This window comes from Dyadobacter sp. CY347 (genome assembly GCF_021502655.1).
In the GTDB taxonomy this organism is placed as follows: domain Bacteria; phylum Bacteroidota; class Bacteroidia; order Cytophagales; family Spirosomataceae; genus Dyadobacter.
Window position 1 is genome coordinate 850,249 of the sequence record NZ_JAKFFT010000002.1, and the last position, 25,667, is coordinate 875,915.

The window sequence follows — 25,667 nt, forward strand, 5'->3', positions numbered from 1 at the left end:
GCTTAAACAAAATAGTTTTATTCACATTAAAACTAATTGTATTTTTATAAATGAATGAAGGGCTATACGGTATTGACGTTGATAATGGCAAGGCAGATAAGCTTATTGCCGGGGAACATAAGCGGTTGCAGGCGCTGCTAAGCTACTCAATCCTGGATACAGCCAGGCAGCAAGAGTTTGATGGTCTTACCGATCTGGCTTGTCTGGCATGCGACGCGCCGGTCTGCTTGATTACATTTATTGATCAAAAAAGACTCTGGATTAAATCTTCCAAAGGGACACAACTCGATGAAATGGTGCGGAAAACTTCATTTTGTCAGTATACCATGCTGCAAGATTCGCTCTTTGAAGTCCAGGATGTGGCCCTTGATGACCGTTTCCGGGGCAACGACTTACTTCATGAGCAGCCTGACCTTCGTTTTTACGCCGGATACCCGCTTACAGATTCTTCGGGCTACACGCTGGGGGCTATCTGCGTGCTGGATCGTAAAGCCCGAAAACTTACTCAGCCGCAAAGCGACGCGCTCCGACTCATCGCTTCCCAGGTTATGACGCTGGTTGCGTGTCATAAAGAACGTATACAAGCCGGGCGACAGGAGCAAGGAAGCGAAAACACCTATACTCAGGAAAAAACAAGCAGCAGCGAAGAAAAGCTTAAATCTTTTTTTGAAAGTTCTCAGGGACTCATGTGCACGCATGACCTTGATGGCAATTTTACAGCTGTTAATTCTGTTGGGGCTGATCTTTTGGGATATACCGTAGAGCAGTTTCTGAAAATGAACCTGCTCGATGTAACCCCAAAAAAGCACAGGCCGGGATTAATGGCTTATCTGCATCAGATTACGCATTCAGGCAAATCCAGCGGTTTGATGACAACCATGCATAAGAACGGGCACCCGGTCATTTGGAGCTATCGCAATGCATTGGTTATGGACGGAAACGGACACGGTTATGTTGTCGGTAACTGTATAGACATTACCCATACCCATAATCAGGCCAAGGAACTTCTCCGCACCCAACAGATGCTGATGCAAACCAATCTTATAGCAGGCATTGGGGGGTGGGAATATAATCTGAGTGAAAAGTCGCTTTACTGGTCGGATCTCGCGAGTAAAATCTACCAGCACGATCCTGATTTGAAGCTCAACATTGATAATGTGCTCGACCTTTATAAACCAGGCGAAAGCCGTGAAAAGGTGGTCAAAGCCATGACTGATGCCACAAATTATGGCACGGCTCAGGACATAGAAGTTCAGATTGTAACAAATAAATTCCAAGAGCGTTGGGTCAGGCTCGTCGTCAATGCAGAGTTCAAGGACGGAAAATGTAAGAAGCTATACGGGACTGTTCAGGATATTGACGAGAAGAAAAAAACAGAACTGCAGGTTGAGTACACCAAAGAGCAGCTGAACATGCAGCAGGCCCGCCTGTTGGCATTCGTCGAGCACATTCCTGCGGTTGTAGCCATGCTGGATAATGATAGCCGGTATCTGGCCGTAAGCCGTAAATGGGAACAGGAATACGGGTTGCGCAGCAAAGATATTATCGGAATGAGCCATTATGACTTATTTGACGATACGGAACAGGATTGGAAGCAAATTCACCGCAAGGCCTTAGCAGCTAAGCGCATGCTAAGGGGAGAGCAGGTTTACCGACCGGATGGATGGAGCCACGACCGGTATCTTAGTTGGGAAGTCTGGCCCTGGTTTCAGTTTGACGGAGCCGTTGGGGGCATCATCACCCTGATTCAGGATGTGACAGAAATAGAGCTGCACCGGCAGGAACTGAAAACGGCGCGCCACCTGGCCGAACAGGCTAATATGGCTAAGTCGGAATTTTTGGCTAATATGAGCCATGAGATTCGCACGCCCCTGAATGGCGTGATCGGTTTCACCGACCTGGTTCTCAGAACGCATATGAGTGATACCCAGAAGCAATATCTGAGCTTTGTTCATCAGTCTGCCAATACGCTTTTGAGCATTATCAATGATATTCTGGACTTTTCGAAAATCGAGGCCGGTAAGCTGGAACTGGATATTGACAAATATGATATCTATGAAATAGCCGCGCAAACGGCCGACATTATCTCGTTTCAGGTGCAGAACAAAGGTCTTGAAATGCTGCTGGACATTCCGGCTTGTCTTCCGCGCTATGTATGGGTGGACGATATCCGCCTGAAACAGGTTTTGATCAACTTACTAAGTAATGCAGCCAAATTTACCGAATGCGGGGAGATCGAGCTCAAAATTGAGATCCTGAATTACGAGCCGGAAACTGGTGATGATATTACGTGCCGGTTTATTGTGCGCGATACGGGCATTGGGATCCGCGAGGAAAAGAAGGCCAAGATATTTGAAGCCTTTTTACAGGAAGACGGTTCAACAACAAAGCGTTATGGAGGAACCGGGCTCGGGCTGACGATCTCAAATCAGCTTCTGGCGCTGATGGGCAGCAGCCTTCATTTAGACAGCATCCTGCGCGTTGGCAGCACGCTATATTTTGACCTCACCATGAAGTCGGAGCGCGGAGAGGCGCTTTCCAGTCAAACCATTACCAACATTGACCGGGTGCTGATCGTTGATGACAACGCGAAAAATCGCCAGCTTGTTCAGCGCATGCTCAGCCAGCTTGGCATCCAATCGGATCAGGCTGAAAATGGCCCGCAAGCATTGGATATGCTTTCAGCGCCACCAGCTTATAATGCCGTGTTAATAGATTATCACATGCCTTATATGGATGGCCTGGAAACGGTCCGCGAGATCCGCAAAACAATCTCTGCCGCACAACTTCCCATTATCCTACTGAACAGCTCGGCGGATGATTCAAGTGTGCTTCAAGCCTGCCAGGAGCTCAGCATTAGTTCGCGGCTGATGAAGCCTATCAAGCTGGGCGATATAGCACTTTCGCTTGCCAATCTATCGCCCGATGAACCACAGCAGCAGACCCGCGCCGGAGCTGAGCAACTGCGCTTCACTTCAAAGGAACTGAACATTCTTATTGCGGAAGATCATCTTATCAACATGATTCTTGCTAAGACCGTCATCAAAAAGCTTGCGGTCAATGCGGCGATCTGGGAAGCTGCCAATGGCATAGAAGCCTTGGCGCTTTGCGAAAAACAGTTGCCGGACCTGATCTTTATGGACATTCAAATGCCGCTTATGAATGGCCATGAGGCGACTTCGCAGATCAGGAAGCTTCCGGGTGCAGATAAAGTCCCCATTATCGCATTAACTGCCGGAAATGTGATGGGAGAAAAAGAAAGGTGTTTAGAGGCCGGTATGGACGATTTTGTGGCTAAACCTTTTGTCCAGAATGCAATCTGGCAGGTGTTTGAGCGGTTTCTGGACCTAAACGAGGACATTAATTAATACCGGTGGCACGGATTATGCAGATGTAGCGTAACAATAAGGCCTTTGTATTAATCAAAATAACAACATGAGTCAGTTTAAAGTAAAAGTTTTGTCGTTTGAACAAATTCAGCAGCTGCCCGGATCCTGGGAGAAAAGTGATTTGGTGAATCTTTTGGAGGCAATGGATTATGACAATCCCGGCGAGATCAACGACGCTGAATTAAAGGAAATGTGCATGATGTCACTCACTGATTTTGAGCCTGAGGAAGCAGCAAAAATTGTTTTGGACTATACCATTGCCGGAAGACTGACCGAAGGACAGATTCAAAATCTTTCGCATGAGATCTTAACCGAAAAATTGTGGGAGGAATATCCAGAGCTCCATTTGCATCCCGATCTTTTCCGCTCCACGCAGCTGCTCTATGAAGCATACAACGGCAAGTTCCCTCGCGCCGAAGCGGTACATTTTTCGGTAGAGATCACCGGAGACATCAGTATTTTTAATGATAACCCAAAGCCGCCGATCGTCAGAATTCTTGCCGCCGGCATGTCAGACCGAAGCCTGATCCATCGCCTGTTCTCCGACCAGATAGAAAGTGAGCGCTTCGAAGAAGCAAACGATATCATCTGGCAGCTAAGCGAAGTTTCCCGAAATGAGACCTCGGTTACCTACGACATCGTCAGCTCATCCTACTGGCTCGACGAAATCAAATATGCAGACAGCTATGATGCCGAGGCACATGCTGATAAGTTTGAGGATGAGGAGGAGAAATAAGGCGAGCATTTAAGCATCCTGACTACTTTTAGCAAGTGTTACAGTTTTCACTGTTTTGTGACTGGTCAAATAATTGACACCGACAGCCACAAGCAGTGAAAACAATAGCAAAATTGGAAGATCCAAATAACGGATCTGGTTATCCGCTGCAATCCTGGAAATATATAAGCTTATGACGAATACATGCGTCAGATACAGCGGCAAGGAAATGCTGTCTAGATAGTATAGCGTATTAGAAAATAATCTGATCCGGTAGCATATTATACATATCCCCAAGTAACCAACGAATGAAAAGAAATCGTTATACATTTTACCTATCGAACCAAAGTACGTCACTAAAAGACCGGTTATGGCAATGGTTACCACGGTAATAATAATGTAGAACATTAATGATTTCGAAATGAGCCTTTCCAAAAAATTTGTCTTGCAGATTACCATTCCCAATACAAATTCCCACAAAAATTGAAGGAAAAAGCTATTTAATTGCCGGGTTTCGGTTTGACCGATATATACAACCCAGCCACTATACATTAGTGAGATCAATGTTGAAACCAGTATAGCAGTTTCGGGCTTTGTTTTATCAACCAAATGTCTTAGAACAGGGAAGATCAAATAAAATTGCAATAGCGTAGAAATGTACCAAAAATGCCCACCGAAACTTGAAATATCGGATGTGAACATCTTATAAAACAAAATATGGCTCAGGTAACTTTCCCAGCCGTCGTTATATAGGTTAAGAGGAATATTTAATAAAAATATTGCTGTGATAATAAAATAGTAAGGTTTTACAACCCGGTTAAATCTGGCTTTGAAAAAATTCGCAACACCATTATATCTGCTGTTCATCAGGCCGTAACCTGAGGCGAAAAAGAAGAAGTGTACGCCTGCTCCACCCAGATTAATAGCACTGGCCATTAAACCCGGCAAGTTCATAGCTTGCAGAAAATGAAAACACACAATTGTGGTAATTGCAAATCCCCGCCCATAGGCTAAAAATGCCTGATGTTTTTGCATAATATTACTGGCGTTGCTCAAAATTTAAGATTTTGGGCTGTTCAAGATAAAAACAACTCGTTGCACTGATATTCAATACATGTATCAGAGCACATTGCCGGCATAGATAATATTTTTATCAGCAAGTGATGGCCACTGCGTATATACGCGGTCGGCAATGTGAATCGCAAGCTTACCACTCAAAGAGATGTGTTCAACATTGGCGATACTGTCCAGCCATATTGTTTTTGCTCCTATTAGTTTTCCGGCTATAATTCCAAATACACCAGGGGCGGCACCGGTTGAAATAACAATGTCAGGTCTTGTAAATACCATCAATTTCATCACTTGAAAAGCCACCATAAGCAATTTCAATTTGTTCCACCGGCTTGCGTCCGGGATCGTATAAAACTTATGTCCCTGTACGGTGTCACCCAGGTTCTTATGGGTGGAAATATAAAATACATCGTGATCTTCAAATGCTGGCGTAATGCGTTGTAGTTCAATCCAGTGTCCGCCGCCTGAGGAAATTGCTGCAATTTTCATAATGTTAAATTTAGATAGTTATGGAAGGGTTAAAAAGTAATAATTGAAGTTAAATAATGTCAGTCGTTGTTTCCAGCTGCATAAGGAATGTAGTCGGGAAGAGGTCTTTATATATATCTTCGAGTCGCTTCATGACTGTATTAATATCATAGCTGTCTATTAATTTCAATGATTGACGACCCATTAGCTCCTGGAGAGATTTGTTATCTAAAAGTTTTGCCATACTCGCCTCCAGCGCGTCCTTATCACCCGGTGCTATGATGTAGCCATTTACTCCGTCTTTTACAACCTCCGGAATGCCGCCTACATTGGTGGAAACTATCGGCTTACCATAACTCATTGCTTCCAGAATTGCAATCGGCAAACCTTCATTATAGGAAGGCAAAATCAAAACGTCGCAAGCCTGCAAAAGATCTTTTTTCAAGTTGCCATCCACCCAGCCCACGTACTTGCAGATTTGATTCAGCTGATGATCATTCAAATAACTTTTTAGCCGCTCAATTTCACCGTCACCTCCAATTGTCAATGACAGTTTCCCTTGATAATGATCTCTATTCTTGCTAATAACGTCGAGTAAATCAAATATTCCTTTGCGGTCTCCGATCCTTCCTAGAAAAAGAAAGGAAGTTATTGCAAAGTCCGCATTTCGGGTCTTTTGTTTCCTCAATGGAATTTCAACCGGATTGTGTAAAACCACGACTTTTTTAGGGCTGAATTCATTATTTATAAAATTTGCCCAACTCTCAGAAAGAACAATGACACAGTCAGCATCATTGATTAAATGTTGAATCAAACGCTTGGCAAAAGTATTTGTTTCTTGATAAAAAGTATGGAATTCAGCAGCGTGCAGATGATAGACGAATTTTTTGTTATAAATGTATTTGCTGAGAAGGAATATGATGTATTTGCGATAGAAACTTCCAAAAGACGCGCCATGTACATGAACGGCCTTTATTTTCCAATTGGTAGACAATTTGAAGAAGATCTTCAAAAATGAAAGAAAGAAAAACGGAATGTTGGCAATCGAACCGTAGTTTCCCTCATAGGATGGAATGAATTCAAAATCTTTAATATTATTTTTATACGTCTCAATTACTGCGCCCATCCCGCCTTTGTGGCGAATGTAATTGGGCCCGACATGCAGCACATTTTTAAAGGATATAGGTAAGCTCATCATATTACTGCCTCGTATATTTTTTGATTAGCATTTGTGTTTTTTACAACCCTGGCCGGATTCCCCACTGCGACGGAGTGCGCAGGAATACTTTGGATCACAACGGATCCTGCGCCGATGGTTACATTGTCTCCGATTACTATGTCACCTAATATGCAGACGTTTGCTCCAATATTTACATCATTTCCAATGACAGGACATCCGCCATTATCTGTTTTGTTTCCGATTGTTGTGGCCTGTCGCAGCGTGCAGTTTTTTCCAATGATAACATCGCGGTGAATGACAATCCCAGGAAAATGATAGACTTTCAATCCTGATCCAATCTTGACAGCAGCCGGAATTTCAATGCCCACAATCCATTCGAAGAATATCTTATAAAATGCCCGGAATGGCATTAGAAGAATCCGGAGTATGATGTTACGAGTCGGATAATTGGCTATTCTGAAAAATAGGCCGAAAATCCTGCCCTTGGTATTGACAGCGTTTTCCGAAAAATCCTGCGTGGCAAAACTGTATATATTGGTCATAATAATTGACGAATGTTGCGTGCTTTTTATCAATAATTGTGCTGGTTGGCTATCCGCTTCTGATATTTTGGATAAGCGATCCTGGCGGCAAAGGTTAATAGCTGCTTGTGTGCGAACCAGTTGATATGGCAAATCAGATAAGCCAAGACCTGTGCTTTTTGGGCAATATTGCAATAGCTTAGCGAACGCAAGCTGAGCAGAACAATTTTTTGCTTTCTCCATACACTCATTTCTGTATACGCAGTTTTGGACAAGGGTTGACTGTTATTTACAGTGGAGAAATATTCCTGTATTTGCGTGTTAATCCTGTTAAGCATTGCATAATTAACTCCGCGAGCTTGCCCGAGTATCCACTTCAGGTTTTCGGCCTCGATTTCAAAGCGGAATCTGGATTGAAGCAATCCTGAGCTCAGCGCAAACATTCTGCTCAATTGTCTGTCCTTTTGCGTATGGTTGATGCTGGAATTGTTATCGCGGTAATACAGTAAACATTCATCAATTGTATAGCAAACGCAACCGTCCTGCAACATCCTGTTCCAAAGATCAAAGTCTTCAATGTGTTCTTTGGATTCTTCGTCACAGTATTGGTAATGCTTTAATAGCTGGCTTTTAAGCATTACGCCAGGATGTGAAATGAAGTTTTGAAGAATACTCAGATGCTTGATTGCTTCGGGCCCCAATGTAATGGTCGACTTCTGCTCGCGAAAAAAAATGCCATTTTCCTGCAAATAGAATGCATTTATATTTACGATGTCGATTTCGGAATTAGAATCGAAAGCGGCTTTTTGCATTGCTAGCCTTTCGGGCAGCGAAATGTCATCGGCATCCATTCTTGCAATGTAATTTCCTCTCGCCATTTTCACACCCAGGTTCAGCGTTTTGATCAGTCTCAGGTTTGACGGGTTTTTTACATACACAATGCGCTCATCCTGGTATGATTGGATAATCTGCTCCGTATGATCGGTGCTGCCATCATTGATAATAATGAATTCAAAGTTTCTGAATGTCTGGTTCAGGATGCTTTCAATTGCATCATTGAGAAAACTTGCGCCGTTGTAGACGGGCATAATTACTGAAATTTCAGGCAGCTGCATTTGACGAATCGATTACATGGTTAAACATGCTGATATAATTCTGAGCCAATTCCTTATCGGCGTAGCGGCTTGTGACATGCGCTTGCATGTTACTTTTAAGCCGCGTGTAATCCAGGTTATGATTTTTAAGTCTGTCGATCATTAATTGTTCCAGGTTTTTAACATCTGAGGGATCGAAAAGATAGCCATTGATGCCTTCGATAACCTCGTCTCTGAAACCTGGAAAGTCCGAGGCCAAAACAGGTAAATTGTAGTAAAATGCAACCTTCATGGCCCCACTCTGAGATACCTGCCGGTAAGGCTGGACAAAATAAGATGCATTGCTGAAAAGCGCTGGAATTTCACCATTATCAATCATGCGAATCTGACATTCAAATAACTGGGGATAGCGTATGAGCGATTGATAATATTCCCAGTTTGTACAGGAACCGTTAATTGAAATTTTGAAATTATTATAACCCTGCTCGTAAATGTTGCATGCCGCCTCAATGAGCAGTTCGATATTTTTACTGTAATTAATTACGCCGAAGGACAGGAATGTAATCTTATTCTGGTCCGCTACAATCTGCTCGGAAGCTCCAAATGATTTCAAAGCGAGATAGGTGGTAAAGACTTCTGATTGAGGATAATTTGTTTTGAATTTGCTTGCCTGTGATTTTGAAAACATATTTACAAACCGGGCAAAGGAATATGAATATTTAAAAGCAATTTTAGTAATGGCTGCAAAGCTGAATGCTCCCGTTACTTCACCATCATGTGCGCAAAAAATGGTCCTGTTTTTATTGAGTAACCAAAATAGAGGCATAGAATATGGGTCCGGCACACAGTTAAAATAATTGATATCTGACCCGTCCTGCTTGATCTTCCTGAGCAGATTAAAATAATAGCCTAGTCTTCGCGGGTCACGTTGCCTGTGAGCGGAATAGAGGAATTCAATGTGCAGTCCATCCAGCTTTTGGAGCTCCTGAAAATCCCCTTCGGAAAACCGCGCATTCTTTGCAGGAAGCAATATGATCCAGTGCACTTCGAATGCTTGCAGGATGTGCTTGAAAATGTCGATGTTGAAATCGCAATCCACAAAATAGTCCGGTGTGACCCAGGTAATCTTGCGTTTTGCGTTTTGCATATTGAGCTCAGGAAGCATATTGATATTTTCTTTTTTCTTTAAAACTCAAAATCAAAGCGTAGCAGAATTCCTGAAAAGAAAGGTGCTTTGCTGTGTCTTTTAAACGCCATTTAACGAGTGAGATCGGGTTGTTTGCATTCGAATCGCAAATGGTCTGTATTTTCTTTTTTTGAATGAACACCTTCATTTGGTTCTTGATGTTCTCTCTCAAAATCAAGTCGACGGCATGTTTTGGTTCTATTTGCAAAAATTTATTCAGCCATTCCTCCTCACCTTTGATAGCGGCCAGTTTGTTGTAAAGGCTGCCGTTTGAGGAGATTGAATGTGTATTCAGCCGATATTCAAAAACGGGTTCGTTGGTGTGGGCAATGCCGTTTTGTATTGAACCGATGTAAGAGGAGATGTCGTCAGAGGCCCAGGCCAATGGAAGCTTATAGAATCCGCCATTATCCTTCAATGTGCTGGTGCGATAAACGTAATCTGAGATAAAAAAATGACGATTTCCTTTGATACGCTGCAAAATGGCATCGTATACGCTTTCAAATTCAGGACGCGGCTCAGTGAGTGTAATAGGTTCTGAATTTTCATTGATGATCATCGAGCGGCAATGATATACGCCGCAATCAGGATATTTATTTATCAGACGTTCAAACTCTGAAAGATAATTCGGGCGCATCCTGTCATCATCGCCCAGAAGTACAAAGAATTCCCCCTTTGCCAGCGACAAGCATTTGTTCCAGTTGTCTACAACGTGTAATGCCCCAAAGTTTTTTTCATTTCTGAAATACCGGATTTTGTCTGAATCATATTGTCTAACAAATGATTCAATGTCATTGGGAGAATTATCATCAACAATGATGAGTTCAAAATCCGTGAAATCTTGATTCAGAACGCTATCAATGCACTCTTTGAAAAACACCGTTTTATATGCGGGTATACCAATGCTGAATTTCATTATTTAGTTGCGTTTCAATTGGAACATGCTGATAACTTTCTGTTCTTCATACAGCCTGTGGTAACAGTATAAAACCAGCGCTGTGGTTATTACATAATAGTATGAAACCAGGAAATCAGAAGATAGGGAAGTGACCATGATCATCCAGATATAATATTTCAGATAATAATGATCTGCATCGACCGGGATTGTAAAACTCTTGATGAAAATCATTGCAAAGCCAATAATGGCCAAGATCCCGAATACGACATACACTTCGACCAACCCTACATCAGATAGAAAATACCCATAATTAACACTGAGCGCATTTAATGTCTTCCCGTAATTGGATGTTTCATTAAAGAATCCGTTGCCAAATATGTGGCTCACTGTGTTGGGTGTAAATTCGGTAAGAAAATATCTGGCCGACAAAATACGTATGTACTCTTCGCCGGCTGAGGCATCCGCCTTTTGTTGCTCTGCCAAGCCTCTGCTTATGGCATTATCAGAGACCAGGAAAAGATAGCAACCCAGCCCAAATGTGATAATCGTTGCTATTTTCAGAGGTAGCTTTACATTGCGCAGGAAATGTAACATATATATGAAAAGCATGACCGCGATCGTCTGCCTTGTTACTTGCAGCACGTTTACAATGAGGCCAAAGGATGCATATGCAAGCCAGATCATTTTATTTTTTAAATCACTTGTAACTTTATTGATCGCAATAAAACAAGCGAGAAAAAATACGCCTCCACCGGGAAAATTAACCCGGATAATGCCGCGGTCTTCTTTGAATTCCTCAACAGTTCCAAAATAGATTGTGCCTGTATGCGTGAGCTGGAAAAGAAACAATAGCATGTATATTAACCCGTAAATCAGGACAATGTTTTCAATCGTTTTGACAGATACATTTGAGCCTAACAGGTAAAAGAAAATAAACCACATCATATAGGGAATCGTGGAAACGCTGTGTTCCAGGCCCTGGCCCCAGGTATATTTGGCCATAAAAATGGATATCACTATGGCAATGCATATTAATTGGATCGGTAACACAAACCCGCCTCTATACCTGAAAAAATTGGGTATCGACATAAGGATGGCTACCACCATGTATGCATAGCAAATGTTTTTCAGGATTCCGGCCTGAGCAGCCACAGCTCCGAAATACTTTAAAGAGCATATCACTAAAAAGAACAGGAATATGGTCTTTTTATCGGTGAGAATGTCGCGTGTATTTGGATAGCTCAGGGTTTGCATGTTTCCGTTTTTATTGATTGACTTTAACATGTTGAAACCTTTTGATCATCGGCTGAACGTATTCACTCATGGCAGAGAGCCTGAAATATTCCCTGTTAAATGGATTTATCCCCTTTCTGATGAGCACCGTGCACATGCTGATCAGGATAAACAATTCAGTTGCCAGCCAGTTGAATGTGGTGCCAATGTAACCCCATTGCCGGATCAGGACGAGATTCAAGAAAATGCTTACAAACGCTGCGGCTACTGATATTTTAAAAAACTGTGTATCCATGCCCAGATTGAGCATGATCTGGATCCCAAATACATTGTTGAGTGAAAAAAGCAAGGGAACAATGGCCAGTATACGAAAGACCGGTATAGCAGCCTCAAATTGGGGCCCGTAAAACAGGGTAATCACAAATGGCCCAAGAACAAACATGGCTATCGATGCAGTGCCAAGGAAAAGGATAATTAAAGGAACCAGCTTTTGTACGACATGCAGCCCCTGCTGGCGACCTTCTCCAAATGCTTTCCCGATAAACGGATAAAACGCCTGAGCCAGTGGCATCGCCAGCACCGATTGGGCAATGATGATCAATCGCTGACCGGCCGTGTAATAGCCGACCTGCTCCTGGCTTTGAAAGAAACCTAGTATAACAGTATTTGTGCTTGAATACAGATTGACGAAAATCAGCGACAGGAAAATGGTCTTTTCTTCCCAAAGTACCTGTGCACATCTGCGCAGCGGCATATGAACAAATTTGAGTTTATACCTGCGAATGGCCCAGAAAAATGACAGCAATGCCACAATGGTTTGTGAAAGACCGATCAATAGCGGCTGCCAGATGTAGTCATCATTCTGGCGTATGACCAAAATAATAGAGGCTGTAAACATTAACCTGCTAATGAGATTAAAGAGGGCAACCTTCGACAGGTCCTGCATGGCCTGATACAGCCAGTTTTGCGTAAATAACAGGCTGATACACAATGTGTAGGAGAATATCAGGACAGTTTGATTTGCCTTAAAATCTTCAACCGTAAATAGCAAAACGGCAAATGCGGCCGTCGATATGCCAAACAGTAAGCACTGCGTAAAAAAAACTTCACTGAAAATTTGATTGCGTAATGCGGCATCATCCGGGCTTTTTGCAAGCTTCCGTGTTGCCGAAAAGTCGAAACTGTAACTGATGATGAGCGTGAAATACGTGATTAAGGCGGCAGCAAAATTGATTATGCCGTATTTTTCAGGTCCAATGATGCGCGAAATGATCGGAACGGAGATTAATGGCATCACATAGGTAGCAATCTGTACCACCGTCAGTGACAGTACATTCTTGGTAAGCTGCTGCTTTGATTTTTGCGTAGTGACTGATTGAACCATTAATGCTGCGGGTGATAAAGTCGGGATTTGAACCTGGAATGTATGGACAGACGGAATTAAAATCTTCCCCAAAAGTCACTGAAAGGCGAGGCTATGCCTTTACGCTTGGAGTCATAATAGTAATTGGCGTTGTAGTTATATCCATAGCCGTATTTCAGCCTTTGAATACCATTGAAAATGATATTGACATTATTGAGGTTTTGTTGCTCCTGGATTTCTTTCAGAAAGCTCAATTCCGCTTTTTGGGTCACACCTTGTCTGATCGTGTATAGGGTAATGTCAGCGTACGGCGAGATAATCATCGCGTCCGACACCAGGTGAACCGGGGGGCTGTCAATGACTATGTCCTCATAATGGTTGCGCAAATATTCGATCAGGTAGGCAAGCTGGGGTGTTTCAAGCAATTCACTTGGATTCAGTATGTGTTCCCCACAGCCAATCATGTCAACTTCGGATTTTGAAACGGACACCTGGATAATCTCATCAAGCGACGCAGTCCCGTTTAAAAAGTTGCTGATGCCCGGGTGCTGGTTATCGGTGCCGAAAATGGCATTCAATTTGGGTTTGCGAAGATCCAGTTCTAAAATAATGGTCTTTCTGCCCGACAATGCAAGGCTCACGGCCAGGTTACTGCTCACAAAACTTTTTCCTTCTCCCGGCACACTGGATGTAATGAGGGTCACCCGGCCTGTGGATGCATTATTGGACAGGTAGGAAAGTTTCAGCCGCAAAGACCGGAACTGTTCACCGATCGCGGTGGCTTTGTTGCTCTCGATCTGAATTGTGTTACGGGAAATTTCCAAGGGTATTTCAGCAACAACGGGGAGGTCCACCTCATCTTTGATTTCCTGGATGCTTTGAATTTTGGAGTTGAAAAGTCCGCGCACGTAAATCAGGCCAATCGGAAGTCCCAGGCCAATGAGCAGCGCGCCGGCAAAGGCCATCGACCGCTGTGTCTGTTTTGCCGGGCCGGAATAAGCATGGTCAACGATACGGTCTTCCGCCAGTTTTGACGCATAACTAACTGAAATTTCCTCACGTTTTTGCAGCAGATATGTATACAATGTTTCCTTGATCGCCTGCTGTCTTTTGATACTGATATACTGGCGCTCCTGCGTAGGAATGCTTTTGATGGAAGATTCAAAATTCTGATTGAATGACAGCAATTTCCGCTGGGTGTTCTGCAATGATGCTCTGATGCTTCCAACATTGTCCCGGATTGCGGCCTTCGTCGTAACGATCTGTCGGTTAATCGGCTCAAAATCAGGGTTTGTTTCGGGAGTTGTCGCCAGTAAACGCTCGCGCTGAAGATTCAGCTGGGCAAGTCTCTCAATCATACTTCGCAATGCAGGGTCGTCGATTCCAAGCGTCGTAGGCGTTTTGTCCTGACTTTGATTGGAGTTGATGTATTTCTCAATTTCCTGAACAACACTCAACTGAACATTAACCTCATTGAGATGGGCATCATTGGTCTGCATATTTTCCAGACTTATCTTGGAATTAGAGCTGATATCGGTAAGGCCGCGGGCGCTTTTAAAAACCTCAATTCCTTTTTCAGCATCATTGAGTTCTGTGCTGAGGGAGGACAAACGCTGGTCAATAAAGTCAAGCGTATTTCTGGCCTCACGATTACGCTGCATCGTGCCCGTTAAGTTGTAGTTGAAAATGAGCCGGTTGAGAACATCTTTTCCTCGTTGCGGAACCTCATCGTCGATGGATAGAATGATGGTCGTGGAAAGCTTGTTGGAAAGTGCAACAGACAATTTGCTCTGATAGCTTAAAGCTGTTTTTTCAACATCGGAAACAGAAATTTTAATTTCCTTACCAATAAATGCATCTAGATTTTCAGTAGGTTCCAGTTTCCATGTGCCAAACTTATTCTTAAAGCTATCTTTAAAGCTTACGGCTTTGTCTGTTTTATCAGGCATTCTGATCAAAAACGTCTTTCGGTCTTTGATAGTCAACGTAATGCTGCCATCCCTGCTGCCTGCCTGGGTGACAGTAAGTTTTACAGGACCTGAATTGTATAGATCTTGTGAGAAAACACCATCGATTTCCTGGTAACCTACACCCAATGATAGTTCTTCAACAACTTGCTTGATGAGCTGCTTGGATTTGAAAACCTCGATTTCATTTTCTATAATCCTGGAAGTGCTTAGCGCATCAATTTCGTGAAGCGGGGATGACTGGTTTTGGTTTTTCTTCTCATCCTGTATGACAATGGTTGCATTGATCTCGTAAATCGGCCTGGCTATTTTTAAATAAAAAATAATAGCGGCAATCGACAAGGTTAAGCTGATTACAAACAGTGGCCAGTGATACAAATACTTGTTAATTGTATTGCTGATATTTAAAGATTGTCTTCTTGCTTCCGGTAATGTGAATGTAGCAAGAGTGGCTTGTTGAGTACTCATTATATTTATCTGTATAAGTTCGAAAGAACAATGGCAATAATGGAAAGTCCCGAGAGCAGGAGCGTGGTAACACGATAACCCCGGTCTACTGTTGCATACTTGGTACGGTCAGGCTGCACATAGATCTCATCATTGTTTTTGAGATAAAAATAGGGCGATTCAAATAGCTTTTTTGATGTAAGATCAATAGGGATAAAATTTCTCTTTCCATTTTCTTCTCTTACCAAAATAATGTTGTTGCGCATAGCTGTGATATTTAAATCACCGGCCATACTTAAAATCTGAGTTATGGTTGTCCGCTCGTTTTGCAAGGTGTAAATATTGGGATGTTGCACATCACCATAAACAGCAACTTTGAAATTAATGACGCGTATATTTACGACTGGATCTTTATAATATGTAAGGAGAACTTTGGTTAATGAATCGCTCAATAATGTCGTTGTCAGCCCCGTAACTTTCATCTTTCCAATTAATGGTAAATGGATGTTCCCATTTGGATCTACCATGTAACCTGTTATAGGATTACTGGAAGATTGATCGTAGCTACTGCCATTCACCCGGTTTAAATTGTAATTAAATATCGAGGAAGATTCCGGGTTTCTGCTGGTTACATTTATACCCAATATATCAGCTGGCTGGATCGTTAATGGCGAATAGTTTTTGACAATATCCGTAACAAGAGAATCCCTTCTTAAATCTGTAAAGTAGGGTACTTTTTTGTAAGAACTGCAAGCAAGCTGAACCAGCAAAAACGCTGAGATCAATAAGTAAGTATTAAATCTTAAAAATGAGTTTAATAATGTGTTTCTCGAAATACTGGATGAATTTTTGTATTTAGCTAAACAAAAATTAAAAGAGCAGGACTGAATTAATGCCTGTACAATTGACTTCATGCTGAGGAGGAGCGTTGATTACAGCATAAAATACGGTATTGTAATTGAGTTGCTTCAAGTTTTTGGGGTGTTTCGGGATGACTCTGGGGTGCAAAGGGAAAAAAGGGGGGTATGAAAATTGGGTCAGGTTAGCGCATATTTGGAACCCGTTTTCAAAAGAATATTCCTGACTAATTTTGCAAAACAGCTAATTAGTCAGGAACATTTGAATAGTTCAACATTATATTGAAGCGCTGATATTTCCGCAGGATTTCGAACCTAGCATCATATACGTTAGGCGACTTATTTGCTGGTCAACACAGTGGCATTTCCCGACAATGCTAACTCGCCACCCGAGCTGACAAACACTTCCTTCACCGAAGCGTTTTTTTGTACTTTTACGATGTGACCCTGATTGATCTGGACCGAATCCTTTGCACCGGGGGGACGCCCGGTAGACCAGATCGATCGGTCCTGCCAATTCCCAGAGCCAATTGTTTGGACCAAGTCTGAAAATAGCGAAGTAGTTTTGAAGTTTTTAAACAAAAGCTGATCTGATTTCGACTGCTGGGTGCCGAACCAGTCGGTAAGCAGGTCATTATATACCCTGCGGAAATCGATTTGCATCTTTAAGTCCTGATTGTTCTGAGCGGTTTCGCTTGGCGGAACAAGATCTTTTACCAGGTCCGGATTTGTGCCGATCTGCTGCCGTTTTAAACCTGTTCCAAACAAAAACATCGGTGCTGCAATCCCATGGTCCGTTCCTTTTGAAGCATTGGAGCTGGCTCGCCTGCCGAAATCCGAAAAAGTCATTCCCATTACCCGGTCTTCTAAATTTGACATTTCAAGATCCTTCTGAAAAGCGCTGATCGCACTCGACAAGTTTTTCAATAAAGTCGCATGCGTCCCTTCTGTGGTGCTCGAATTAGTTACCTGGGCAGCGTGGGTATCAAACCCGCCCATCTCTACGTAGTAAATTTTAGTTTTAAGCCCGCCCTGAATCAGCCTCGCCACAATTTTTAGCTGTTGTGCCAATTCATTTTCGCCCTCGGGGTAAGCAGCCAGGTTTTTACCTAAACTGGCCGCTTTTCTTATCTCGGAGCTATATTCAATGGCTAAAACCTGCTGTTGCCTTATGGCTTTTATCAGATCGCCGGAGTCGCAGCAGGGAAGGTCGGTTGCAGGAACAAAGCTTTCCTGACCCACGAGCTGATAAAATTCATCAGGGCTGACAAGTGAAATGCCCATCGACTGTTTGTTTCCCAATAAGCTGGTGGATCCAACGTAGCCAATTTGTATCGCCAGAGGATCTTCCATTTCCTTATTTGGATATTGCTCGGGATAGCCGGGAAACCTATTGTCCAGATATCTGCCAGCCCATCCGCTCGTGGCATATTGATCTGCATCTACGCCAGTCATCCAGATGTCTGACGATCGTACGTGTGAGAAAGTCGGGTTAGGGTAGGAGACTGAGTGGACTATTGCCAGCTTTCCTTCTGCGTGGAGTTGCTGCAAACCTGTCATCGCCGGATGAAGGCCGGTCTCAGGGCTGCCAGTCAGCGGTAACACACTTTTCTCGGGAATCGCAATGTTGCGTCTTAGGTCGTTGTATGCAGAATAGTATTCCAACGGAATGACGGTGTTGAGCCCATCATTGCCTCCATTCAGGTAAACCATCACCAATATACGGTCTGAATACGCCGCGCCAGCTTGTGCAAGTGATTGGACCAATGCTGAATTCTGTGTAAAAGCTCTCAGACTGAAACCATTCAGCGTCACAGGGACTGCCATCGTTGCCGCTGCGGCTATAAAATCTCTTCTATTCATATTGTTAGCATTATTAAAAGACCTGGAATTCAGCCATACCGACCATATACTTCATCAAAACTTGCAGCCGCCAGTAGAAATTGGCTTTTGTAGCTTCTGATGGGTTTCGTCTGTAAGCATTAAATTCATAGGTCCATGAGCTTCGAGTAGAAGTTTGCATCATGATTTTATCAATCAAAAAATCCTTTTGCGACTGAAACAGCTCGTTAGCAAACAGGTTTTTTGACAATTCCTCAAATACTTGTTCACAGGTGATACAAGGAGTCCCGTCAACATCCGAAAAGTTTGGTTGCAAAGAAACGACCCAGGCCAGAAAGTCTATGCCGTATGTATAACCCGGATGATATTGATAAGGATAGATGAAGGTTTCGCCCATTTTGCGCCGCATACCAATGGTAGAGGCATTAATCCAGTTCATGGAATACCCCGTCTGATAGTAAGGCAAAGAGCCGAATACAAGGGGCTGATCCAGGAAATTCAGCTGCATGTCAACCATTCGCCAGTAGGTAGGCTGAGCATAATCACGAAATGCCGCGTATTCTTTTACCGGATGAGGAACCTTATGTTTAAAAAGCCTGAGCGAGCCAATGGCGAGCTCTGCGGGGGATTTTACGATTGCACCCAGGTTTGAACGGTCAAAAAAGATTTCGCTCGTCAGCAACTTCTGTAGTACCGGACCGATTGCATAGTTATTTGCCGGGCTGGCGAAAAATGCTGCCAGCGGTGCAATTACATTGGTTTCGATCTGGTCTGTTACGTTTGTATTTACATACCAACGGTATAATTTCCGGCAAATAAATTTGGGCGCCTCCGGATGCGCCAGAAGCATATCGACCAGTTCGTTTATTTCTTGATTTCCTGCGTCCGGTCCTGAGCGCCCGGTTATCACTTTATTATTATAATGGTGCGAAAACTGTTTGTTAGAGGAATCGTGCCTGTTGCTATTGAAGACCGTCCCAATGGTAGTGGAGCCATTAACATACTGATTAACAGCCTGCCAGCCAGTTAAAACACGCGCGGCCTGCTTTACGTCTTCTTCGGTGTAATTAGCCTGGTCTGATTTATTGCGTTGCCCAACTGTAAAGAGCTCCTGCAACTCCCTGCCATAGTTTTCATTGGGATGGTCCTTCTCATTCTCGTTTCCATTCTGGTATACGAGCATGGACGGATCTTTGGTAACCTCGATCGTCAGTGTTTTAAAGCTTCCCAATCCTTTGCTGCGCAGCAGCATCAGATACCGGTATATATATCGGTAATCTTCAACGACCTTATGCGTGGTGACAAAATGGTTTTGCCAGAATGCAGTTAGTTTTTCAAGGATTGACGGGGCTCCATTTTGATCTGCCATCAGGCCGATCCACCAGTATTTGACAAAGTAGGAATATTCAAACCTGCGCTGGTAATCAAAGGGCTTTTCCATGAATGTTTGCCCGGCAATACTGCTATTCTGGTCCATCACCACGGGCGGCGGCGGAGTGGCCGTGACAGAAACATTATCGAAAAGTTTCTGAACTGCGTTTTGGGCAGTCAGGCCGGTAAATTGGGTAATTTCATCAGGAGTTGGCCCGAAGGTCGCCCTTCTCAATAAGTGGGCTGCTTGTCGTGATGTTAGAGGAGATTGGTATTTGTCCAGATAGGGCATATAAACTCAGATTGCTTAGAAATTTGTCATATAGGTTGAAGTTTTATACAATGTTATCTTAATACGTATAGTTAACATTTTATAAGCATACTACAAACTATTCTACATATTATTTCCAGCATGATGCCCAATTGGTCCTGAACACCGGGTACTAACGGCTTTGGATAGCGACTTTTTCATATCCGGAGCGCTCATTGCCCACTTTAACCTCGTCGATAAAGATTACCCTCGAATTTGTAACCGATTTGTTTTTCAGTTCCCACCCCCATTTGTACAAACCAATTTTGAAATAGGGATACATGGCATCATTATAAGCATTGGGCTCATTAAGTCTTTGCAAAATAAGTTTTCCATTTTTCCAGACCTCAATGATGCCTGTGTTGTCATAAGCCCATCGAACGTGAAAAACCCAGTCAAGCCACTGCTCTTTTTCAAGTTTTCCAAGGTTCAGCCGGGTGAAAGAATAGTCGCCCTGCTGGTTTACTTCTTTGCTGTCAGATCTGATTTCCAGCACGACATTATCATTCAAAACGCCAAGCAGCAGCGGTGGACTCCTCCAATTTTCACCTTTGGAAAAGTCGGGCAATGCCTGCCATTGAACGATACTCTCCTCCATGGTATCCTTCACAAAACTTTGAGGGAAATAGACAGAAAACGCATACCACTCTTCACGATTTTTGTTGGGTGAAAGACCAAATTCCGACCAGGGCACGCCCATGGATAAGTCACCCTTTCGAAGTTCGATCCGGGCCGACCGCAAGCCTCCGCGTTTGATTGAGTCGGTAAGAGTCGCTGACCAATCACAACAGGTGTTTCTTTCGGACCATTCACCGATCTTTTCGTTAAAATTGTAGCTGGCCAGTATGTTATCCGCCGGGTGCTGCATGTCGATCGGCTCCTCTGGCTTGTCGACATGCATAGGTTCACAGTTGCCTAGCAGCAAAGGCAGGCACGCAGTGACGAGCATTACAGCCCACCTTCGGGTGGCATTGGCTAACATGTAATGCTTGGATTTGGATGCGTTCGGTGGCTGACTCACATCGTCAGGTATGTCTGTAAAGATGTAATCAGCTCAGTTGATGCATATTTTCCCACATTGTGCAGTGGTGTCAGTTCGCCTGTCAGCGCAGCAGAAACCTTGGCTTTCAATGTTGTGAAATCGTAAGCTGCGTGCAGGTAATTAAGGCTTTCAAGCCGTTTTGCTGTGGCCAGCTGATGGTCATTGCGATGCTCGCCGAACTTGGCAAGCTTGGGAAAAATAACAATCGGCTTTTTTCTCTCGAAGGCAGATATGATTGTCCCCATTCCTGCGTGACTTACTATCAGATGCGCATTGTTGAAATACATTTCCATGTCCAAAGAACTGGTAAATGCAAAGCTGTGCATATTTCTGACTTTATACTTGCTTTCACCAACCTGCGCAACAATTGGAATATCTGGCATAGAAAGCGCAAGTTCATCCATGGTCGTAATAAGCCGATCAAATGGGCCCTGAGTTCCGACGGTAACAAAAATCATGATGATAGAGGATTAAAAAGGTAGACACAAATTCATGCGTCGGTCTCGTCTCTGCAAGTTTAACTTTTCAAAGTCCATCTCTGTAACTTTTTGGGGTAATCGTAGCGAATATCAGGGTATAATACCGCCTTCTTTGGGGGCAATGATTTTAGGATTATTTTCAGTATTTATCAAGGTTAAACTATTTCGACAAGCGGGCGTACAACTAAAAACTCAGGAAAATGAAGTATTGCTATTATATAAAAATGAAAGAATATAAAACTAAATATCAAACAGCCATAAAAACATTTAAATGCTTAACCATTTTGTCTGTAAATTTCTTTAATTATTGATAGATATAATCGATCGTTCATCCATTTTGTGTGCGCAGTTTTCTAATGTATTCAATGGTATTTTTCTTATATATTGTTTATAACCCCAATCATCTGATTTTGTGAAAAATATACCACTATGTTTAGAAAAGATATTATCACCCCACAATTAATTGATTTGACCCCAAAAAGAAGTTGGCTAAATAATCCGTATTGTAGTTTTGAATCGTCAAATCGGTCTTGTCAACACATTTGTCCTTAAATCCACTCTTTTTAAATTGATAGCATATCAAAATCATCTCAAATGATTTTCCTTGATATAGCTCATATGCAAAAGAGTCAGATATTAGTGAAGTTCTAAATTGCTTATTATCAATTTGAGTAATTGCTCTGAATGTTATATGCAATAGTATCCTCCTGAATTTAATTTAACGTAATTGAATGAACAAGAAATTGTTTGACATTCCTGTTTTGTTAATCACATTTAACAGACCGGAAACAACCTGCCTGGTTTTTGAACAAATCAGGAAATTAAAACCCACTCATTTATATTTATTTTCTGACGCACCCCGATTAGATCATATTGATGATGTTGATTTGGTAGAAACTTGTCGATGTCTTCTCAATGATTCTCAAATTGATTGGCCTTGCCAGGTGGAAAGATGGTTCCCTGAAACTAATATGGGTTGTGCGCTTGGCGTATCTTCCGCAATTTCCTGGGCTTTCGAATCCAGCGAGCGGCTAATTATTTTAGAAGATGATTATTTCCCGCAGCCGGATTTTTTTAGCTTTTGTAAATCGATGCTGGAAATGTACCGCGACAATGAACGGATCATGCATATCTCCGGGGCGCATAGAAGTGAAAAGCTCGAGGCAAATGATGCGGACCATATTTTCAGCCTCATAGCAGAAACCGGAGGTTGGGCCACATGGAAACATGCTTGGGAAAAGTATGATTTTTGGATGGAACAACTCTCTGATATGAAAAGCCAAAACCATATTCAGCGGCTCGTCAGAGATAAGCACATTTCAAAATATTGGTATGAGCGCTTTGATCAGGTTTTTGAAGATGGTAAGAAGCAAAATTGGGAAGTACAATGGCAGTACACGCTTTTCAAGAATTACGGTCTGGCTGTGGTTCCGAGTACTCATTTGGTCAAAGATATCAGTGGAATGCTGGCATTTAGCCCGCGCAACGAAATGAGTGATGAACCTCCATTCAATTACTTAATCGGAAAGCAAAGTCCCCAGTCCAATGGTGTTACTAACATATTTGAAAAATTGACACTACTATTCCATCGCCTCCTCTAAAATTCCTCCAAACGTTATGAAGTCCTATTCTACTCAACGCCGTTCATTGTTCTACTTGTGGACTGATCTCCTTTTATTGAATTGTGCTTACCTGATCGCATCCGGGGTCAACTGGTATGGTGCCAAGACTTTTGATCACCAGAACTACACGGGGATACTGCTGATCAGTAACCTGTTATGGATAGTTTGTGTAAATCTGTTTGAGATTTATACGCCTTCATTCAATTCGCAAAACAATCTGGCGCGTTTCTGGCGGCTGTTGCTGACAGGCACGGTACATTTGGTTTGTATGGAGGTCTTCATCTATCTGAGTGGAAATACACCCCAGATCAGTGAGAACTGGATCTTTGCCGGATACCAGGTTTTTACGATTCTCATATTCATCGTGCACTTCACGATCACCGCTGTGCTATGGATCCTGAAAAGGTCCAGAGTCATGGTGAAGCGATATATTATTGTCGGAGACGAGGATTTAAATGATCTGATCAGGCCTTTCTATGAGAACCAGTATGAATTTGGATATGCCTATTGCGGCTCGTTCCAATTTGATAGTAAGCAGATACAACTTGAAAAGCTCGAAGATTTTATAGAAACCCACAAGCCTGACTTTGTCTACTGTGCACTGGCCGAGATGAACACAGATCAGGTCAAGGGTGTGATCAGGTTGGCCGAAAGGAAAAATACGCACGTTCGCCTGGTTCCGGATTATCCCAAATTTCTCTCCAAAAAGCTCAACATGAGAGCTCTTGAAGATTTTCCTATCATCGATGTCCGGACCAAGGCACTGACCAATTCAGACGAGCAGTTTACCAAGCGTGCCTTCGACCTTGCGTTTTCTTCGATTGTGATGATCTTGGGGTTGCCGATATTCTTACTGGTAATGGTTACAGTGAAGGTTTCTTCCAAAGGAAGCGTCTTTTTCTTGCAGGAGCGCACAGGAAGGTGGGGTAAAAAGTTCAAAATTATCAAGTTCCGGACCATGTATAGCGATGCGCACAAATACGGACTTCAGCATTCACTGGGCGCACTGGACCCACGTATAACGGTGGTAGGCAGATTTCTCCGGCGGACACGTCTGGATGAACTTCCACAGTTTCTCAATGTGCTAAAAGGCGACATGTCCGTTGTTGGTCCGAGGCCACTTCACAAATATGATGTGGATATGTTAATGGGCGAGGCGAGCCATTCATTTCAGAAAGTCCTGACGATCAGGCCGGGAATCACATCCATAGGTCAGATAAAGGTCGGTTATGCAAGCAACATATCAGAAAATCTGCTCAGGCTCAAATATGACATGCTTTATCTGAACTCTTACAGCATCACAACGGATATCTATCTTATATTCCTGACGATCCAGGTGATTTTGCTGGGCAAGGGAAGATAAGCGTATGTTTTGCGCCGCTGATCACGGCTAGCTGCGTCCCGGTATCGATCCAAAACTTTTTATTTTACACGTCCCTACTCTAATGGAAAAGTCCTTCCGAATCAATAATTTCGATCTTATCAGGATCTTCGCTGCGCTTCAAGTGTTGATATTTCATACGTTTGATCATTTGCAGATCCCTACTCCCGACTGGGCGGTCCCACTCTTGTATTTTCCGGGCGTACCCATATTTTACACCATAAGCGGGTATCTTATCTCTGCTTCCTTTGAGCGCAGCAGTGATCTTCGGCATTACTTCCGCAATCGGTTCTTGCGGATTTTTCCAGGGCTTTGGGCATGTTTAATCGTCACGATTGGAGTTGCCAGTTTCTTTGGATTTGACTTTTTTAACAAGACGGCCCTCATTTGGCTCCTTGGCCAAATGGGAGGGATAATCTATACCCCTGATTTTCTGACAAATTTTGGTTTTGGCTCATACAATGGCAGCCTGTGGACGATTTGTGTGGAAATGCAATTCTATTTCGTGCTTCCAGTCGTTTATTTTCTTGGCCGGAAGACCAAGAATTTGAATTACCTTATTATAGGTGCATTCCTTGTGTTTTTTGTGATCGCCTTTGTTGCGAAAATCTATTTTCCAGGCATTGGCACCAGCAGCGAGGTCCGGCTCGAAAAGTTGCTGCGGTATACTTACTTTCCTCATTTTTATTTGTTTCTGGCAGGGGTTGTCATGCAGCGCTTTCAGATATACAAATCGAGGTGGATCTATGGGAAAGGAATTTATTGGGTAGTAGGGTTTATTCTTATAAAAATTCTCTTTCCTGCTCTCAGCGCTCCGTCACTTTCTCTTTTTTCATTGCTTTACCTGTCCGTATGCACTATATCAGTGGCATATTCAGGTGTAGGATTGTCTAAGAAGCTGCTGCAAGGAAATGACATCAGCTATGGGGTGTATATTTATCACGGCCTGATTCTGAATATCCTGGTTTCGCTAGGCTTGCTTGCCAACATCAATTATCTATGGATTGTTATTTTTGGTGCCTGTTTACTTGGATATCTTTCCTGGATTTTCGTTGAGAAGCCATTTTTGTTAAAAAAAGGCGCATTGCCCGCAACCCATGTCCCTGCTAAGCTTGCCGACATCACTGTAAGCGGGGATTGATTAAATGTACTACAAACAATGTTACACCACGATCCGTATTACTTTCATAAATTTTTAATACCTTTTAACCGATATTCTTTGCCTGCTCCA

Annotated in this window: 20 protein-coding genes; 5 read left to right on the forward strand and 15 right to left on the reverse strand. The window is 42.9% G+C overall.

What is annotated here, in order from left to right; translation table 11 throughout:
* Nucleotides 1–50 precede the first annotated feature (50 nt).
* Together L0659_RS04325 and L0659_RS04330 are read left to right on the forward strand one after the other, a co-directional pair.
* On the forward strand, nucleotides 51–3,368 hold the full coding sequence (locus L0659_RS04325; RefSeq protein WP_235124429.1) for a response regulator: 3,318 nt from the start codon (nucleotides 51–53) through the stop codon (nucleotides 3,366–3,368).
* A gap of 67 nt (nucleotides 3,369–3,435) precedes the next feature.
* The gene (locus L0659_RS04330; RefSeq protein ID WP_235124432.1) at nucleotides 3,436–4,125 is read left to right on the forward strand and encodes a hypothetical protein; all 690 of its coding nucleotides are present in this window, start codon (nucleotides 3,436–3,438) and stop codon (nucleotides 4,123–4,125) included.
* Between the two features lie 9 nt (nucleotides 4,126–4,134).
* On the opposite strand, the gene L0659_RS04335 is transcribed toward L0659_RS04330, so the two are convergent.
* From L0659_RS04335 to L0659_RS04405, 15 genes are all read right to left on the reverse strand, one after another.
* A complete protein-coding gene (locus L0659_RS04335) occupies nucleotides 4,135–5,139 on the reverse strand; it encodes an acyltransferase (RefSeq protein WP_235124433.1) in 1,005 nt (334 codons plus the stop codon).
* A gap of 84 nt (nucleotides 5,140–5,223) precedes the next feature.
* Nucleotides 5,224–5,664 carry an oligosaccharide biosynthesis protein Alg14 gene (locus L0659_RS04340; protein WP_235124434.1) on the reverse strand — a complete coding sequence of 147 codons (441 nt, stop codon included), beginning with the start codon at nucleotides 5,662–5,664 and terminating at the stop codon, nucleotides 5,224–5,226.
* Nucleotides 5,665–5,713: 49 nt separating this feature from the next.
* Nucleotides 5,714–6,841 (reverse strand): glycosyltransferase family 4 protein, encoded by a 1,128-nt coding sequence (locus L0659_RS04345; RefSeq protein WP_235124435.1) that lies wholly within the window; start codon nucleotides 6,839–6,841, stop codon nucleotides 5,714–5,716.
* Nucleotides 6,838–7,365: a serine acetyltransferase gene (locus L0659_RS04350; RefSeq protein ID WP_235124436.1), complete on the reverse strand. Its 528-nt coding sequence runs from the start codon at nucleotides 7,363–7,365 to the stop codon at nucleotides 6,838–6,840. The genes L0659_RS04345 and L0659_RS04350 overlap by 4 nt, the downstream gene beginning before the upstream one ends.
* A gap of 29 nt (nucleotides 7,366–7,394) precedes the next feature.
* A complete protein-coding gene (locus L0659_RS04355) occupies nucleotides 7,395–8,459 on the reverse strand; it encodes a glycosyltransferase family A protein (protein WP_235124437.1) in 1,065 nt (354 codons plus the stop codon).
* On the reverse strand, nucleotides 8,446–9,585 hold the full coding sequence (locus tag L0659_RS04360) for a glycosyltransferase (RefSeq protein ID WP_235124438.1): 1,140 nt from the start codon (nucleotides 9,583–9,585) through the stop codon (nucleotides 8,446–8,448). Before L0659_RS04360 ends, L0659_RS04355 begins: the two co-directional genes overlap by 14 nt.
* Before the next feature lie 7 nt (nucleotides 9,586–9,592).
* Nucleotides 9,593–10,540, reverse strand: a complete 948-nt coding sequence (locus L0659_RS04365; protein WP_235124439.1) for a glycosyltransferase — start codon at nucleotides 10,538–10,540, stop codon at nucleotides 9,593–9,595.
* A 3-nt stretch (nucleotides 10,541–10,543) separates the two neighbouring features.
* The gene (locus tag L0659_RS04370; protein ID WP_235124440.1) at nucleotides 10,544–11,806 is read right to left on the reverse strand and encodes a hypothetical protein; all 1,263 of its coding nucleotides are present in this window, start codon (nucleotides 11,804–11,806) and stop codon (nucleotides 10,544–10,546) included.
* The gene (locus tag L0659_RS04375) at nucleotides 11,787–13,139 is read right to left on the reverse strand and encodes a flippase (RefSeq protein WP_235124441.1); all 1,353 of its coding nucleotides are present in this window, start codon (nucleotides 13,137–13,139) and stop codon (nucleotides 11,787–11,789) included. The genes L0659_RS04370 and L0659_RS04375 overlap by 20 nt, the downstream gene beginning before the upstream one ends.
* Nucleotides 13,140–13,195: 56 nt before the next feature.
* Entirely contained in the window at nucleotides 13,196–15,553 is a 2,358-nt protein-coding gene (locus tag L0659_RS04380; protein WP_235124442.1) for a tyrosine-protein kinase, read from the reverse strand.
* Between the two features lie 5 nt (nucleotides 15,554–15,558).
* Nucleotides 15,559–16,317 carry a polysaccharide biosynthesis/export family protein gene (locus L0659_RS04385; RefSeq protein ID WP_235124443.1) on the reverse strand — a complete coding sequence of 253 codons (759 nt, stop codon included), beginning with the start codon at nucleotides 16,315–16,317 and terminating at the stop codon, nucleotides 15,559–15,561.
* A gap of 411 nt (nucleotides 16,318–16,728) precedes the next feature.
* Nucleotides 16,729–18,252 (reverse strand): DUF1501 domain-containing protein, encoded by a 1,524-nt coding sequence (locus L0659_RS04390; protein ID WP_235124444.1) that lies wholly within the window; start codon nucleotides 18,250–18,252, stop codon nucleotides 16,729–16,731.
* 13 nt (nucleotides 18,253–18,265) lie between these two features.
* Nucleotides 18,266–19,894, reverse strand: coding sequence for a DUF1800 family protein (locus L0659_RS04395; RefSeq protein ID WP_235124446.1), 1,629 nt, complete (start codon nucleotides 19,892–19,894; stop codon nucleotides 18,266–18,268).
* A 151-nt stretch (nucleotides 19,895–20,045) separates the two neighbouring features.
* Nucleotides 20,046–20,894: a polysaccharide lyase gene (locus L0659_RS04400; protein WP_235124448.1), complete on the reverse strand. Its 849-nt coding sequence runs from the start codon at nucleotides 20,892–20,894 to the stop codon at nucleotides 20,046–20,048.
* Between the two features lie 35 nt (nucleotides 20,895–20,929).
* Nucleotides 20,930–21,412, reverse strand: a complete 483-nt coding sequence (locus L0659_RS04405) for a glycosyltransferase (RefSeq protein ID WP_235124449.1) — start codon at nucleotides 21,410–21,412, stop codon at nucleotides 20,930–20,932.
* 752 nt (nucleotides 21,413–22,164) lie between these two features.
* Between L0659_RS04405 and L0659_RS04410 the strand changes: the two genes are divergently transcribed.
* The 3 genes from L0659_RS04410 (at nucleotide 22,165) to L0659_RS04420 (ending at nucleotide 25,577) form a co-directional block, all read left to right on the forward strand.
* A complete protein-coding gene (locus tag L0659_RS04410; RefSeq protein WP_235124452.1) occupies nucleotides 22,165–23,034 on the forward strand; it encodes a hypothetical protein in 870 nt (289 codons plus the stop codon).
* A gap of 16 nt (nucleotides 23,035–23,050) precedes the next feature.
* Nucleotides 23,051–24,418: an exopolysaccharide biosynthesis polyprenyl glycosylphosphotransferase gene (locus L0659_RS04415; RefSeq protein WP_235124453.1), complete on the forward strand. Its 1,368-nt coding sequence runs from the start codon at nucleotides 23,051–23,053 to the stop codon at nucleotides 24,416–24,418.
* A gap of 82 nt (nucleotides 24,419–24,500) precedes the next feature.
* On the forward strand, nucleotides 24,501–25,577 hold the full coding sequence (locus tag L0659_RS04420; protein WP_235124454.1) for an acyltransferase: 1,077 nt from the start codon (nucleotides 24,501–24,503) through the stop codon (nucleotides 25,575–25,577).
* Nucleotides 25,578–25,667: the final 90 nt, after the last annotated feature.

Excerpts from the sequence above, each read along its gene's own strand:
- L0659_RS04395 (WP_235124446.1), bottom strand. The coding sequence starts at position 19,894 with ATGCCCTATCTGGACAAATACCAATCTCCTCTAACATCACGACAAGCA.
- L0659_RS04410 (WP_235124452.1), top strand. The coding sequence starts at position 22,165 with ATGAACAAGAAATTGTTTGACATTCCTGTTTTGTTAATCACATTTAAC.
- L0659_RS04330 (WP_235124432.1), top strand. The coding sequence starts at position 3,436 with ATGAGTCAGTTTAAAGTAAAAGTTTTGTCGTTTGAACAAATTCAGCAG.
- L0659_RS04345 (WP_235124435.1), bottom strand. The coding sequence starts at position 6,841 with ATGATGAGCTTACCTATATCCTTTAAAAATGTGCTGCATGTCGGGCCC.
- L0659_RS04400 (WP_235124448.1), bottom strand. The coding sequence starts at position 20,894 with ATGTTAGCCAATGCCACCCGAAGGTGGGCTGTAATGCTCGTCACTGCG.
- L0659_RS04360 (WP_235124438.1), bottom strand. The coding sequence starts at position 9,585 with ATGCAAAACGCAAAACGCAAGATTACCTGGGTCACACCGGACTATTTT.
- L0659_RS04370 (WP_235124440.1), bottom strand. The coding sequence starts at position 11,806 with ATGTTAAAGTCAATCAATAAAAACGGAAACATGCAAACCCTGAGCTAT.
- L0659_RS04420 (WP_235124454.1), top strand. The coding sequence starts at position 24,501 with ATGGAAAAGTCCTTCCGAATCAATAATTTCGATCTTATCAGGATCTTC.
- L0659_RS04350 (WP_235124436.1), bottom strand. The coding sequence starts at position 7,365 with ATGACCAATATATACAGTTTTGCCACGCAGGATTTTTCGGAAAACGCT.
- L0659_RS04340 (WP_235124434.1), bottom strand. The coding sequence starts at position 5,664 with ATGAAAATTGCAGCAATTTCCTCAGGCGGCGGACACTGGATTGAACTA.
- L0659_RS04355 (WP_235124437.1), bottom strand. The coding sequence starts at position 8,459 with ATGCAGCTGCCTGAAATTTCAGTAATTATGCCCGTCTACAACGGCGCA.
- L0659_RS04325 (WP_235124429.1), top strand. The coding sequence starts at position 51 with ATGAATGAAGGGCTATACGGTATTGACGTTGATAATGGCAAGGCAGAT.
- L0659_RS04375 (WP_235124441.1), bottom strand. The coding sequence starts at position 13,139 with ATGGTTCAATCAGTCACTACGCAAAAATCAAAGCAGCAGCTTACCAAG.
- L0659_RS04405 (WP_235124449.1), bottom strand. The coding sequence starts at position 21,412 with ATGATTTTTGTTACCGTCGGAACTCAGGGCCCATTTGATCGGCTTATT.
- L0659_RS04415 (WP_235124453.1), top strand. The coding sequence starts at position 23,051 with ATGAAGTCCTATTCTACTCAACGCCGTTCATTGTTCTACTTGTGGACT.
- L0659_RS04390 (WP_235124444.1), bottom strand. The coding sequence starts at position 18,252 with ATGAATAGAAGAGATTTTATAGCCGCAGCGGCAACGATGGCAGTCCCT.
- L0659_RS04380 (WP_235124442.1), bottom strand. The coding sequence starts at position 15,553 with ATGAGTACTCAACAAGCCACTCTTGCTACATTCACATTACCGGAAGCA.
- L0659_RS04335 (WP_235124433.1), bottom strand. The coding sequence starts at position 5,139 with ATGCAAAAACATCAGGCATTTTTAGCCTATGGGCGGGGATTTGCAATT.
- L0659_RS04365 (WP_235124439.1), bottom strand. The coding sequence starts at position 10,540 with ATGAAATTCAGCATTGGTATACCCGCATATAAAACGGTGTTTTTCAAA.